This is a genomic window from Nocardia sp. NPDC050630, assembly GCF_044457245.1.
Lineage (GTDB): Bacteria > Actinomycetota > Actinomycetes > Mycobacteriales > Mycobacteriaceae > Nocardia.
Genome location: NZ_JBITGN010000019.1, coordinates 41,798 through 55,410, shown reverse-complemented (window position 1 = coordinate 55,410; position 13,613 = coordinate 41,798). Strand labels below are relative to the sequence as shown.

14 protein-coding genes are annotated in these 13,613 nt (G+C 63.8%); 9 read left to right on the top strand and 5 right to left on the bottom strand.

Annotation, left to right across the window (positions count from 1 at the left end; genetic code table 11):
• Positions 1-142 precede the first annotated feature (142 nt).
• The 3 genes from ACIBG0_RS33550 to ACIBG0_RS33540 are packed head-to-tail and all read left to right on the top strand — an operon-like array spanning position 143 to position 3,280.
• Positions 143-1,582 carry a cytochrome P450 gene (locus ACIBG0_RS33550; protein ID WP_397038130.1) on the top strand — a complete coding sequence of 480 codons (1,440 nt, stop codon included), beginning with the start codon at positions 143-145 and terminating at the stop codon, positions 1,580-1,582.
• Positions 1,583-1,603: 21 nt separating this feature from the next.
• Positions 1,604-1,861, top strand: coding sequence for a ferredoxin family protein (locus tag ACIBG0_RS33545; RefSeq protein ID WP_397038128.1), 258 nt, complete (start codon positions 1,604-1,606; stop codon positions 1,859-1,861).
• Positions 1,862-1,873: 12 nt separating this feature from the next.
• Positions 1,874-3,280: an FAD-dependent oxidoreductase gene (locus ACIBG0_RS33540; protein WP_397038127.1), complete on the top strand. Its 1,407-nt coding sequence runs from the start codon at positions 1,874-1,876 to the stop codon at positions 3,278-3,280.
• On the opposite strand, the gene ACIBG0_RS33535 is transcribed toward ACIBG0_RS33540, so the two are convergent.
• Both ACIBG0_RS33535 and ACIBG0_RS33530 read right to left on the bottom strand, forming a co-directional pair.
• A complete protein-coding gene (locus ACIBG0_RS33535) occupies positions 3,266-3,745 on the bottom strand; it encodes a hypothetical protein (RefSeq protein WP_397038125.1) in 480 nt (159 codons plus the stop codon). The two genes, ACIBG0_RS33540 and ACIBG0_RS33535, sit on opposite strands and share 15 nt — an antisense overlap.
• Positions 3,746-4,200: 455 nt before the next feature.
• Positions 4,201-4,806: a DUF4365 domain-containing protein gene (locus tag ACIBG0_RS33530; protein ID WP_397038124.1), complete on the bottom strand. Its 606-nt coding sequence runs from the start codon at positions 4,804-4,806 to the stop codon at positions 4,201-4,203.
• Positions 4,807-4,817: 11 nt separating this feature from the next.
• Between ACIBG0_RS33530 and ACIBG0_RS33525 the strand changes: the two genes are divergently transcribed.
• A complete protein-coding gene (locus ACIBG0_RS33525) occupies positions 4,818-5,156 on the top strand; it encodes an aldehyde dehydrogenase family protein (RefSeq protein WP_397038122.1) in 339 nt (112 codons plus the stop codon).
• A 159-nt stretch (positions 5,157-5,315) separates the two neighbouring features.
• Here ACIBG0_RS33525 and ACIBG0_RS33520 read toward each other — a convergent pair whose 3' ends face one another.
• Both ACIBG0_RS33520 and ACIBG0_RS33515 read right to left on the bottom strand, forming a co-directional pair.
• Positions 5,316-5,786 carry a PaaI family thioesterase gene (locus tag ACIBG0_RS33520; RefSeq protein ID WP_397038120.1) on the bottom strand — a complete coding sequence of 157 codons (471 nt, stop codon included), beginning with the start codon at positions 5,784-5,786 and terminating at the stop codon, positions 5,316-5,318.
• A gap of 317 nt (positions 5,787-6,103) precedes the next feature.
• On the bottom strand, positions 6,104-6,892 hold the full coding sequence (locus tag ACIBG0_RS33515) for an enoyl-CoA hydratase/isomerase family protein (protein WP_397038118.1): 789 nt from the start codon (positions 6,890-6,892) through the stop codon (positions 6,104-6,106).
• Positions 6,893-7,020: 128 nt separating this feature from the next.
• On the opposite strand from ACIBG0_RS33515, the gene ACIBG0_RS33510 reads away from it, so the two are divergent.
• Positions 7,021-7,974: a winged helix-turn-helix transcriptional regulator gene (locus ACIBG0_RS33510; protein WP_397038116.1), complete on the top strand. Its 954-nt coding sequence runs from the start codon at positions 7,021-7,023 to the stop codon at positions 7,972-7,974.
• A 57-nt stretch (positions 7,975-8,031) separates the two neighbouring features.
• Here the strand turns inward: ACIBG0_RS33510 and ACIBG0_RS33505 are convergent, their stop codons facing one another.
• Positions 8,032-8,829, bottom strand: a complete 798-nt coding sequence (locus ACIBG0_RS33505; protein ID WP_397038114.1) for a TetR/AcrR family transcriptional regulator — start codon at positions 8,827-8,829, stop codon at positions 8,032-8,034.
• On the opposite strand from ACIBG0_RS33505, the gene ACIBG0_RS33500 reads away from it, so the two are divergent.
• The 4 genes from ACIBG0_RS33500 (at position 8,780) to ACIBG0_RS33485 (ending at position 13,592) form a co-directional block, all read left to right on the top strand.
• Complete coding sequence (locus ACIBG0_RS33500) at positions 8,780-9,523, top strand: SDR family NAD(P)-dependent oxidoreductase (protein WP_397038112.1); 744 nt, start codon at positions 8,780-8,782, stop codon at positions 9,521-9,523. The two genes, ACIBG0_RS33505 and ACIBG0_RS33500, sit on opposite strands and share 50 nt — an antisense overlap.
• Positions 9,520-10,584: a phosphotransferase family protein gene (locus ACIBG0_RS33495; RefSeq protein WP_397038110.1), complete on the top strand. Its 1,065-nt coding sequence runs from the start codon at positions 9,520-9,522 to the stop codon at positions 10,582-10,584. Before ACIBG0_RS33500 ends, ACIBG0_RS33495 begins: the two co-directional genes overlap by 4 nt.
• A gap of 25 nt (positions 10,585-10,609) precedes the next feature.
• Positions 10,610-11,899, top strand: a complete 1,290-nt coding sequence (locus ACIBG0_RS33490) for an acyl-CoA dehydrogenase family protein (protein WP_397038108.1) — start codon at positions 10,610-10,612, stop codon at positions 11,897-11,899.
• Positions 11,900-11,978: 79 nt separating this feature from the next.
• Positions 11,979-13,592, top strand: coding sequence for a long-chain-fatty-acid--CoA ligase (locus ACIBG0_RS33485; protein ID WP_397038107.1), 1,614 nt, complete (start codon positions 11,979-11,981; stop codon positions 13,590-13,592).
• Positions 13,593-13,613: the final 21 nt, after the last annotated feature.

Here is a 13,613-nt window from a genome sequence, read left to right as displayed (position 1 = left end):
CCCGCCTGAACCATCTATCAAGAAAAGACTCACGTCTTGGGGCTAACTAGAGATTGACATCACACAATACAGCATGTCAATCTCAATTCAGCTTCACAATATGCGACACACTTGCAGTTTACGTCTCATCGAGGAGAGTGCGATGTCTACTACCGCAGCCAAATCCCCAGCGGACGCAGCGACGAAAGCACCGGTCGGGTACCCAACTCATGTCCCGGAGCGAGACCTCTCGCCGTTCCGCCTTCCCAAGAATCCACCGGGACCACGTGGCATCCCCGTCCTCGGCGTCGCGCCGGCCATGGCGCTCAATTTCTGGGAGTGCGCGCGCAAGATCGCCGACGAATACGGCGACATCGCTCGCCTGCCGTTCCCCACTCGCAAGCCGGTCTACCTGATCAGCAATGCCGACCTCGTCGGCGAGGTCTTCGTGCGCCGCCCCAAGAACCATTGGAAGGGCCAGATGCTCGGGCCGATCTCCGAGGGTCTGCCCGCTTCGCCCATGCCGACCTCCGACGGCGAGCCGTGGCGCAAAGTACGCAGCCTGGCGCAGCCCCACTTCACGATGCGCAGCATGAAGACGCTCAACAGCGTGATGCAGCCCGCGATCGACGAACACATCGACAGCCTCGATGCCTTGGCCGGCACCGGTGAGACCATCAAAATGGAAGCCGTCCTGTCGACGATGACCATGGACGTGCTGATGCGGGCAATGTTCACCCGCCGCCGCGACCCGCGGCAACTCCTCGAACTGGGCAAGGACTACCGTTCGGCGACACTGGGATCCGCATTCCGGTGGGCGCTGTTCTGGGCGCCGTCGGTGCTGCGCAAACCGTTCACCCGCAGCGGCGACCAGTCGCGCGACAAACTGGTCGCGTTCATTCGATCGATGGTCGCTGAACGGCGCGCCAACCCGACCGACGATCCCGACCTGCTCAACGCGCTGCTCAACGCGACCGGTGAGGACGGCACACTGTCCGACGATCAGCTCACCGCCGAGCTCTACACCCTGGTGCTCGCCGGGTTCGAGACCACCGCGGCGGCACTGAGCTGGACGTTGGCCCTGCTGTCGATCAACCCGGCGGCCTGCGAACGCGCCGAAGCCGAAGCCGACTCCATCGAGGGCGCACCGGGTTTCGACGACCTCGGCAAACTGACCTACCTGCGGGCCTGCTTCGACGAGGCCCAGCGCATCCAGGGCATCCCGTTCTACTCGCGGGATTCCTATGAGGAACAGGAACTCGGCGGCTACCGTATTCCTGCCAACTCCATCCTCCTGGCCAGTCCTTATGCCCTGCAACATGATCCGCGCTACTGGCCGGAGCCGGACAAGTTCTCGCCCGAACGCTGGCTCGAGGGCGAGACCGAAAAGAACGCTTGGCTGCCGTTCGGTGTGGGACCCCGCCGCTGCCTGGGCATGCATATGGCCAATACGGAGGCCACGCTCTTCCTCGGTCAGGCCTTGCAACGCTTCCGCTTCCGGACGGCACCGGGATTCACGCCGAAGCGGTACTTCCACCTGTCCACATCGGTCAAGGGCGGCTGCGAGATGACCATCGAACGCCGCGTCCGCACGCAGGCCTGAATCGGCCCGAAAGGAAAAAACATGGCCTACGTCATCACCGCGCCCTGTGCGACCAGTAAGGACGCCTCGTGCTCCGGAGTATGCCCGGTCGAATGCATTCACCCGACCCCCGACGAGCCGGGTTTCGCCGAGGCCGAACAGCTCTACATCGATCCACTGGAGTGCATCGACTGCGATGCGTGCATGGCCGCGTGCCCAGTCGACGCCATCTTCCCCGAAGAACGACTCCCCGCCGAACATGCGGGTTACGCCCGCATCAATCGGGAGCACTACAGCTAGGAAACCCCTGCCATGTCTGTCGACCGGACACCCCCGCTGGCACCCCCGCTGGACCGAACACACCGGATCGCGATCGTCGGCTCCGGTCCGTCGGGATTCTACGCCGCCTCGGAACTGCTCGCCCGCACCGGCGCGGAGATCGACATGTTCGACCGGCTGTTGACACCGTTCGGACTGGTACGAGCGGGAGTGGCACCCGACCACCCCAAGATCAAAACGGTGACCCGAGTCTTCGACAAGACCGCACAACACCCCCGGTTCCGATTCATCGGGAATGTCAGTGTGGGACAGGACATCACGCCGAATACCTTGGCGAAGCACTACACCGCCGTTATCTACGCCCACGGCGCGTCGAAGGGCAGAACACTCGATATCTCGGACGCAAGGCTGCCGGGTAACCACACCGCGACCGAACTTGTCGGGTGGTACAACGGACATCCGGATCGCAGTCGACTCGAGGTGGATCTGTCGGGCGAGCGCGCGGTCGTGATCGGCAACGGTAATGTCGCTATCGATATCGCCCGCATGCTCGCCACCGGCACTGATGAGCTCGCGACCACCGATATCGCCGACCATGCCCTCGCGGCGCTGCGCGACAGTCGCATCCGGGAAATCGTGGTCCTCGGGCGGCGTGGGCCCGAACATGCCGCCTTCACCCATCCAGAACTGCTCGAACTCGGCCAGATGTCCGCGGCCGGGGTGCAAGTGCTGACATCGGATCTGGGCGATGTGCTGACCAATGCAGCCCAAACCCATGACCTGTCACGCACACTCATCCTCGAAACGCTGTATCGGTATGCCACGAACGACGCACCGCACGCGGGCAAACGGATCGTGTTGCGGTTTCACTCGACACCCGTGGAAATCATCGGTGACGAACGGGTCGAAGCGATTCGGATCACCCACCCCGCAACCGACGCCTCGGCACCGAATTCCATTGTGACGCAGACACTGCCGACCGGCCTCGTGGTGCATGCCATCGGCTACACCGGCTCGCCCATAGATGGACTTCCTTTCGACAACGAGCGCGGGATCGTCCCCAATGACAAAGGCCGCGTGCACGCGGCCGATGACCCCTTCGCCGGTATCTATACGACGGGCTGGATCAAACGCGGGCCTAACGGGATCATCGGCACAAACCGCCTCTGCGCCAAGGAGACAGTCGAAACCCTCCTCGATGACCTGGAGACCGGCCGACTTCGACCGCGACACACGTCCGCGATCGACATCGACACCACCATCGCCTCCGCAGCGCCTCGCCATACCTACTACGAAGATTGGAAACATATCGACGCCGAGGAATGTCGGCGCGGCGCGGCGCGGAACCGGCCCCGCATCAAACTCACCGACCACGAAGAGATGCTGGCCGTCGCTACCCGGCACCGTGCACCGCATGAGCTGACATCATCCGAGATCTGAACCCACTACCTGGTGCAGAGCCCATCGCGGGCTCTGCACCAACTCGCGCCGGCCCGTGATAGTGAGACGATCATGAGCCTTTCGACTACCGACATGCTGGACGAGGTCGACGGCTTCTGCACTGATCGATACACTGCGGGGCATCGCGTCTGGTGCAGCTACCGTCGGCGCCCAGTTGACGATGGTCTCGAATTCGCCGATCGCGCTCTGCCCGAGGACGTTAACTAGTCCTGTACAGAACTCGCGGCTCACCCCTCGGTACACCAGCTCATGGATATGGTCGGTGGTCGGCGTCCGGTCGGGCTCGAGATCGTGTACGGCCTGCATGGACTGCGCGAACGTGCGAACGACACGACGCTCGAACGGTTCGGGTGCGGTGTTGTGCACAACGGGCTCGGCATGATCGTCGAACAAGGTCGGCTGCTTGGGATCTGGTGGCTCGGGTTCCGGGATCGGTACCAGCACGGGGATGACGTAGGAACCCCGTTCTGTGTGCCCCATAAACGCTTCTCGGACCACATCGCCACCGACGTGTGAGGTAACTGCCGGCGATCTGAGCCTGTTCCCACCGCGCCGTCGTGGCGGTTGCGCACAGCATCATCCGTGCGGAGCTGATCAGCTTCGTTGCTGCCTCCAGTGGGATCTTGTCGACGATGCGATGGTCGTTCACCGCCCGAAGATGCGTGACATCGAACCGCATGTACCGCACGGCATCGGAGGTGTCCTTGACGTCGCGCTGCTCGGCGTGGGCGAGCCGCCTCAGTACTGAGGCGATCAATACATCGTCCGGGTTGTTCGGTACACCGATGCGGGCGTCACCTTTCACCCAGAGCGTTCCACCAGGGCCTGGCGGGTTGGAGGACCACCCGTGGACTCTGAGGTAGCTCAGCAGATCCGCCAGGGTCGGTAGGAAGACCATGTCAGACATCCGCGCCGTCGCCTCTCGATCCGGTGAAGCTAGCCTCGACCGCCTTCAACCACCACTGCAGTGTGTCAGCCGTCAGCCGCTGCGTCTTCGGGACGACGATGTTCTGGCCATCCTGGAGTGTGTCGACTCTGACCCAGAAGGCGGCGGCACGATGCAGGGTCGCGTCGTCATGATGGTGCAGCCAGGACAGCTGTTCATCGGGGTCAACGATCACCAGGACGAAGTAGACCGAAACCCCGGAGCGCTGCCAGTGCTTGCGCCAGCTTTCATAGATCGGCCAGGTTGCTGTCGAACCGCCCTTCAGTCGGAACTGTCCGGTGCATTTCACTTGTACTCGTACCGAGGCGATCGCAAAGTCAACGGCCCCGTCAACTGCGAGGACGTCCTTGTCCGGGCTGGTCTCCTGAAATCCGACTCCAGCTGCCTCAGCATCAACGGCTTCTGGTCGCTGCCCCAGGCCAGGGTCGTGATCACCGACCGGAAGGACGAATGCCGCGATCCCGTTGGTTTGGTCCGTCGCACCGATACCTTGGGTCCCGTCAACCGCGGAACACGCACAGGCACAGCCGATCTCAAGAGTGTGAACCCCTACTCGCATTCAATTGATGCTTGTCAGCACCGGTGTCTGCCGATACGCGCGTCACCCCACGCGCTTTTGGCCGGCGCATCGTCAAGCCGTCGCCGTTCACGCCGCTGTGCGATCTGAAGCTGGTGGAACTCGTGCAGGACTTGTTGCCGCCGGGTGTGCTCAGTGTGGTCAGTGGCGATGACGAGCTCGGCAAATGGATGACCGCGCACGAGGGTATCGCGAAGATCGCCTTCACCGGCAGCACCGATACCGGCAAGCACGTCATGCGACGCTGGGCTACCCGACGGTCGATGATGCGCGCGGTGCGGTCGGTGAGCAGCACGGCTGGGCGGCCAGAGCGCTCAGTGCCGAAGGAATGATTCCTTCGAGGCGCACGATTCGAGGGTGTGCAGGACGTTCAGGGCCGGTGATGTGCCGGCGCAAGCACATCACTCACTACGAGAACATGGCGAACCTCGACCGCGGCGACGACGGCGGCTCGTCGAACCGCGAGTGCGGCGTCGCGTGGTTACGCCGCTTCAACGGCCCGGTCCGCCGAGACGTGCCGTGTCCGAAATGTTCGCCAGCCGAACCCTCCCCGACGCTACCGTCCGCTGTTGCTCGTCGGTGATATCAACCTCCCAGAGCTGTTGTGTCCGCCCGCGGAAGATCGGAGTGGCCACGGCGGTAAGCGTGGCTTCCCTGGTCGCGCGCAGGAAATCGGTGGAGTTGTTGACACCGACGACATGGCCGCGTGCACCGAGCCAGAGCGCGGCAGCGGTGCTGGCCACCGACTCGACGGCGGCGCAGTAGACACCACCGTGCTGAATTCCCGCAGGCTGATGCAGACTCGGCGTGACCGTCCACTGCGCCCGTACCCGATCGGGCCCGAGTTCGAGGTACTCGAGCCCGATGAGCGCATCGAATCCATCGCCCAACGTGCCGGTGTGCACTGTGGCGAGCGGATCAACCCGATCGCGCGTCTCTGTCACGTTTCTGCCGTCGGTCATCAGTGTCCTTTCTCTTCAGGAATTGCGAGGAAGTAGGCGGCTCCGCCGCGCACGAAGGCGAGTGCCCACAATGGGCACAGGAAGATTCAGGTCCGCCGCGCCTGTGGCGTCGGCACCGATTCGGCGAAGATCTGGCGGCACCAGCAGCTCACGCCAGGCTTGCTGCCGGGGTGGGTAAGGGGTTCGAGTGGCGTGCCATTTTAGGAAAGCCGACAGGATCGAATTGCGAGCTGGTCCGACTCGAGCGGCCATCGACTCATCGCAGCGCGGTCATGAATCTCACCCGGCCCGCCGCCTACGCTGCAGGTGTGACGTAATCAGTCCTGCCAGAACGCCTTCGACAGGTTCCTACGGCGCTCACGCCGCTCGCGGTCGGTGAAGTCGGCGATCCCCGCAGTCTTCGTGCGGCCGATCCACTCGGACTCCAGCGCGAGACCCGCGGTGATACTGTCAGCGCCGTAGTTGAGGCACTTCTTGGTGCGCTCAACGACCCGCGCCTCCTTCGCGAGCATCACCTCGATCAGCGACTCGACCTCGGCGTCCAGTTGCTCAGGGGTCGTGACGCGGTTGACCAGGTTGTACCGCTCAGCCGTTTCGGCATCGAACAGCGCGCCGATCAGGTTCCACTCCTTGGCCTTGCGACGCCCGGCGACCGCGGCCAGCCGGTTGGTGCCGCCCCAACCTGGCGTGATGTCCCAGTCGATCTCCGGCATGCCCCACCGCGAGCGATCCGTGGCGACCACGAAGTCGCAGACCAACGTCAGCTCGAGACCACCGCCCACAGCAATGCCGTCGACTTTGGCGATCGTTACCTGGGTGAGGTCCTCGATGATTCTCGATGTCTCCTGATAGAGCCGGATCTGTCTGCCGATGATCGACTCGTCCCACTCGTTGAACTCGGAGACATCATCGCCCGCGCAAAAGGTCTCTCCCGCGCCTTGGAATACGACGATGCGACACGCCATGTCGTCGCGGATCACCCGCACAGCCTGGTTCAGCTGCTCGGACAGGTCCCGGTCGAGGGCGTTGTTCACCGCGGGCCGGTTCAACGTCACCGTCGTGACCGGGCCCGAGCACTCGACGATCAACTTCTGCTCGCCGCTCATGCCAACCTCCTGGTTACTTGCAAATAAAGACTTACTTGCAAAACAAGACCATAGGCGCGAATGGTTCGGCAGCGCAAGTGTTAGATTTGCTGGTCGCAGGTGCTGTCGAGTAGGGGGACGATGTCCGCGTGAACGACTTCGAGCCGAGGCCGGACGCGATCTACCTGACCTCGCAGGCCGTCGGCAACGCCTGGTCATGGCTGGTGATGCGGGAGGCACTGCTGCACGGCGTGCACCGCTTCGCCGACTTCCATGGCCGGCTGGGCATCGCGCGCTCCACCTTGAGCGCCCGACTGTCCCACCTCGTCGACAGTGGTCTACTGATGCGCGGACTCGGAGACGCCGCCGACGAATATCTGGTCGCACCCGCGGGCGAGGACTTCTTCGACTGCCTGATGACCGCGCTGGCGTGGGGTGACCGGTGGTGCGTCAAGGACAGCGAAGAACCACCCCTGCGGGTTACCCACCGACAGTGCGGCGGCCCGGCCTCTCCGGAGCTCCACTGTGCTGCGTGCCGGAAAGTTGTTGTGGCACATGACGTATACGCCGAGCATGCGGAACGCAGACTGGGCACGACCCGGATGCCCGGGCGCTACCACCGCGCGCCCGATTACGGCCTGCTCGAGCGCAACCGCCCATGCTCCATTGCGCGCACGCAGACGGTTCTCGGCGACCGGTGGAACTGTCTGGTAGTACGCGAGGCATTCTTCGGCGTCCACCGCTTCGACGAATTCCGCACGAACCTGGATATCTCGACGAACATCCTCGCCGACCGACTGTCCCACCTCATGGAGCACGGCGTACTGGCCCGCACTCCGTACCAACAGCGGCCGACCCGGTACGCCTACCACCTCACGAAGAAAGGGCTCGATCTCTACCCCGTCGCGCTGGCCATCATCGCGTGGGGTGAGCGCTGGAAGGCTTCCGGCGGGCCGCTCGTGCCGTTGACTCATATTCCGTGCGGGACGCGCCTGCACGCACTACTCTGCTGCGGGACCTGCTCGGATCCACTGACTCTGGCCGAGGCAGACATCGCCGAGACCGCGAGTGCTGGCAGGACGACACGGAACGCCGGCAAGTGAAATGAGAAAGGCCCCGCGGACGTCGCCATGAGGTTCCGCGCTCGAGCCTCTCATCGATCATGTTCCCTGACCGTTCAGCAGCATCCGCACGATCCGATCGCCCGCTTCCTCCGGGGTTGCCGGGCCGTCGGAGTGGTACCACAAAACGGCATAATTGAGAGCGCCCAAGACGACTTTGACGAACAGTGGGTCCATTCGAGGCAGCTCGCCGGAGCGTACGCCGATTTCGACGATGTCGGTCCACACCTGTTCCACCTCGTCGCGCAGTCGCTGCAAATCACGACGCCGGTGCCCGGTCAGCGAGTCGATCTCGCGCAGCGTCACTCGCAGCTCGAGCCGATGGTCGGCCACCTGCCGCATGTGCTCACGCGCGAGTTCGTGCAGCTTCTCGGTCGCGGTCAGATCCGATTTCAACAAGTCGGTACCGATGCGCAACACCCTCGCGATATGAGCGCGGCAGATCGTGAACAGCAGCTCCTCTTTGGAACCGATGTGGTGGTATAATGCACCAGCACCGATACCGGCCGCCCTACCCAGTTGCGCGACGCCCGTCGCCGCGTAGCCCTGGCGAGCGAAGAGTTCCGTCGCCAGGGCGATAATCCGATCTCGGGTGTCGCCCGATCGCACGCTGTCGGCAATGTCACCCTTCGCGCCGGTCGCGCGCGGTGTCGCCGCACCAGCCATCGTCCCTCCTGGACTCGTAACCTTCCGACTGATTATAATGTAGCGAGCACTCAATATGTTGCTGACGTTCCGGCGGAACAGCGACCCGGACGCAGGCTCGACTGAAATCAACGAGGTCACAATGGAATTCGATGGCAAGGTAGTGGTCGTCACCGGCGGCAGCCGCGGCATGGGGCAGGAGATTAGCCAAGCCTTTGCTGCCGAGGGCGCCCATGTCGTGGTGGCGAGCCGGAAGGTCGCCGATTGTGAGGTAGTGGCGAAGGGGGCCGAAGCGCTGCACGGTCGCCGGGCGCTCGCCGTGGCTTGCAACGTCAGCGACTGGGCACAGTGCGACACCTTGGTCGACACCGTGTACCAGGAATTCGGCCGGGTGGACGTGCTGGTGAACAACGCCGGACTGTCACCGCTGTACCCGTCGATCGATCAGGTCACCGAGGCGTACTTCGACAAGGTGATCGGCGTGAACCTGAAAGGCCCGTTCCGGTTGGCATCGGTGATCGGCGCTCGGATGGCGGCGGCCGACGGCGGCTCGATCATCAACGTTTCCTCGATCGAAGCGATACGCCCGGAACCGAACGCGATCCCCTACGCGGCCGCCAAGGCCGCGCTCAACAACCTCACCGAGGGCTTGGCGCAGACCTTCGGGCCATCCGGCGTTCGAGTCAACGCGATCCAATGCGGACCCTTCCTCACCGACATCGCCGACGCATGGACCGAGGAAATGCGAGTCCAGTTCGACAACCAAGCGGCCCTGCGCCGCTGCGGCAACCCGGACGAAATCATCGGAGCAGCACTGTATTTCGCGAGCGAGAGGGCGTCGTTCTGCACCGGCGCCATACTTCGGCTAGACGGCGGGATCCGATGACCTGCGCCACCGCGAACACGAATTTCGGTGTTCCCGGGGTCGAGTTGTCCGCGCTCACCGGCTGGATGGACATCGAAGGCCTCGAGCACGGGCCGCTGACGGATTTGCGCGCCATCGGCGGCGGCACCCAGAACATCATGCTGCGATTCACCCGCGGCACACGGGAATTCGTACTGCGCCGCGGCCCGCTGCATCCGCGTGCGGCGACCAATGACAATCTGCGCCGGGAGATGCGACTGCTGGCGGCACTGGCCGGCACCGCGGTGCCACATGCCAGGCTGATCGCCGGCTGCTCCGATGAATCTGTGCTGGGCGAGTCGGTGTTCTATCTCATGGAGCCGTTGGACGGTTTCAACGCCGCGATGGAACTTCCGGCACTGCACACCTTGGACGTAGGCATTCGCTACGGAATGGGGCTCGCCGTCGTCGACGCGCTGGCCACTCTGAGCACGGTCGATTACCAGGCAGTTGGGCTGGCCGATTTCGGGCGGCCCGAGGGTTTCCTCGAACGCCAGGTGCCGCGCTGGCTCGGCGAGCTCGACTCGTACGCGCGGCTGGACAATTACCCCGGCCACGGCCTACCCGTCGAGTCGGTGTCCGAATGGCTGACCCGTAACCGTCCGGCCGATGGGCCGATCGGGATCATGCACGGCGACTACCACCTCGCCAACGTCATGTTCGCACCCGACGGACCGCAGGTGGCGGCGATCGTGGACTGGGAAATGTGCACGATCGGCGACCCACTCCTGGATCTGGGATGGCTGCTGGCCACCTGGCCGGAACCCGGTCAGCGGACTGACGTCATCGGCACCGTGCTGGCGGACGCTGGCGGTCTACCGCCCGCGCATGAGCTGGTCCGGCGCTACGGCGAACGCACGGGATTCGATGTGTCGGCCGCGGATTGGTACACCGTCCTGGCCTGTTTCAAGCTCGGAATCATCCTGGAGGGCACCCACGCCCGGTCCCGCGCCGGACTCGCACCAGCCGATGTGGGGCACCGCCTGCACAACACCGCTGCGGCCTTGTTCGCCCGGGCACGCAACCTGATCAACCGCAACTGATAGAACTCACGATTCGAGGACCGTAATGGCATGGGATTTCTCCACCGATCCAGAATTCCAGAAGAAGCTGGACTGGATCCGGGATTTCGTCCGCAGCGAAGTGCTTCCGCTGGAGACACTCGAGCTGGATTGGACACAGCTGCGTCGCGCGATCGCGCCACTGCAGGAGCAAGTGAAACAGCAGGACCTGTGGGCCGCACACTTGGACCCGGAACTGGGCGGACAGGGCTACGGCCAGGTCAAGCTCGGACTGATGCACGAGATCATCGGATCCAGCTGGCTGGCACCGCTGGTCTTTGGCAACCAAGCCCCGGATTCGGGCAACAGCGAAATCCTCGCCGCCGCAGGCAGTCCCGAACAGCACCGGCGGTGGCTTCAGCCGCTGCTGGCCGGTGAGATGTATTCGGCCTTCGCACTGACGGAGCCGGGTCACGCCGGTTCGGACCCGACTCGCCTGTCCACCACGGCCGTTCGCGACGGCGACGAGTGGATCATCAACGGCCACAAGTGGTTTGTTTCCAACGCATCGACAGCGGACTTCATCATCGTCGTGGCCGTGACCGACCCGGAAGCCGAAAAACACCGGCGCGCATCACAATTCATCGTCCCGGCCGATACCCCCGGCGTACGGATCCTGCGTGACCTGGCCACCATGGAGCATCCGATCACCCAGCCGAACCACTATCCATCCCACGCGGAGGTGCTGTTCGACAACGTTCGGGTACCGGCTACCGCGCTGCTCGGCGGCGTCGGCGACGGATTCCGCATCGCACAGAAACGGCTGGGACCTGGCCGCATCCACCACTGCATGCGCTGGATCGGGCAAGCCAAGCGGGCCTTCGAGATGATGTGCGAACGCGCCGTCTCCCGCGAACTGCACGATGGGACGCTGGCGAACAAACAGACCATCCAGAACTGGATCGCCGACTCGGCCGCCGAGATCCAGGCCGCCCGCCTGATGACATTGAACGCGGCATGGATGATCGATCAGTACGGCACCGCCGCCGCGCGCAAGGAAATCGCGTTCATCAAATATTTCGGCGCCAAGGTGCTCCACGATGTGATCGACCGCGCGATCCAGACTCACGGCTCACTCGGCTACTCCGCCGATCTTCCGCTGGAGGGAATGTATCGGGCAGCGCGTGCGGCCCGCTTCTACGACGGTCCCGACGAGGTGCACCGCGACAGTGTTGCCAAGGTGATCCTGCGCGCCTACACGCCCCCGGCCGGAGATGTGCCCACCGAACACGTCCCCACCCGTCGAGCCGCAGCCCAGGAACGATTCGCAGAGCTACTCACCGCCACTGCTGGCTGAGTACACGAACCCCAAGAGCGGCGAAAGAGTAGCGGCGCACCTCGCCCTACCGTTGCGCCGACGGCACTGTGGAGAAGCAATGATCACGACATCCGGTCGGCACGCGACGACGGAGGCGAGCATCGAACCCGCACGTTCACGCCGACGCCATTGGAACAACCAGGTTCGCCGCCACGCCCTGATGATCCCCGACCACCCGGCGCTACGGTTTCTCGACCGCACTGTGACGTGGAGAGAACTTTACGATCGGTCGAGCGCGCTTGCGGGTGCCCTTCGGCAGCGCGGAATCGAGCCGGGTGATCGGGTCCTGACCGTCATGCTCAATCGGCCCGAATATCTCGAAACGCTCCTGGCGGTCACAGCCGTCGGCGCGATCGCAGTCCCGATCAACATCAGAATGAGTGCGGGCGAGGCGGTCTTCATCGCCACCGACGTCGGCGCGAAGGCGGTCATTACAGACGACGCGATGGCCGAGTTGGCAGCCACCGTTGCAGCCGACTGCCCTGACATCGAGTTCGTTGTCGGCGTCGATGGTTCACAACAGGGACAGTTGCGCTACGAGCAGTTGATCTCCGACACCATGGGCGAGCTACCCGATATCGATGTGCACGATGACTCGATCGCATTGATCCTCTACACCTCGGGCACCACGGGAAGGCCCAAGGGCGCGATGATCACGCACGCGAACCTCAACGCGATCTGTATGGCATTCATCGATTCTCTGTCCTGCCGACGTGGCGATGTCGTCTCGGTCGCGGTACCGCTGTTTCATATCGGCGGCATCGCGTCGGTGCTCCCGCAGTTGTACTTCGGTGGTCCGGCGGTGATCCATCCGATGGGGGATTTCGATGCCGACCGCACCCTCGACCTTTTCGAGCACGAGGGAACGACATGGGTGTTCCTGGTCCCGGCCCAATGGCAGGCGGTGGCGAACGCCCAACTGCGCCGACCCCGCAACACGCGTCTGCGAGTGCTCAGCTGGGGCGCGGCCCCCGCCTCGGACACCGTGCTGCGGGCGATGGGCGACGCATTCCCCGACGCGGAAACGGTGGCGGTTTTCGGGCAGACCGAAAGCACCGGATTCGCTTGCTATCTCGACGGTCGCTATAGCCTTAGCAAACTCGGCTCCGTGGGTGTGGCGACATCCGCGGTCGAGGTACGCGTCGTCGATGACGAAATGCGTGAGGTACCGATCGGCGAAGTCGGCGAGATCGTCTTCCGAGGGCCCACAGTGATGGCCGGGTACTGGCAGCGCCCTGACGCGACGAACGAGGTGTTCGCCGGAGGCTGGCTACACACCGGCGACCTCGGCCGTCAGGATGACGACGGATTCCTGTACATCGTGGACCGGAAGAAAGACATGATCATCTCCGGCGGAGAGAACATCTACTGCGCCGAAGTCGAGAACACACTGATGGACCACCCCGCCATAGCTGAGGTCGCGGTCATCGGACGCGCCGACGAACGGTGGGGCGAGATCGCCGTAGCGGTACTGGCTTTGCACGAAGACCAAACGCTCAGCCGCGACGAACTCGCTGAATTCCTCGGACCGCGACTCGCGCGGTTCAAGCACCCCAAGGATCTCGTTTTCGTTGACCAGCTTCCTCGCAATGCGAGCGCAAAGGTGCTGAAAACCGTTCTGCGCGACAAATATGGGAGCAAAGACAGCGGGCTTTCCGGCCCTGCCCTGTGAGGACTTCCCCTCGCAATCTTC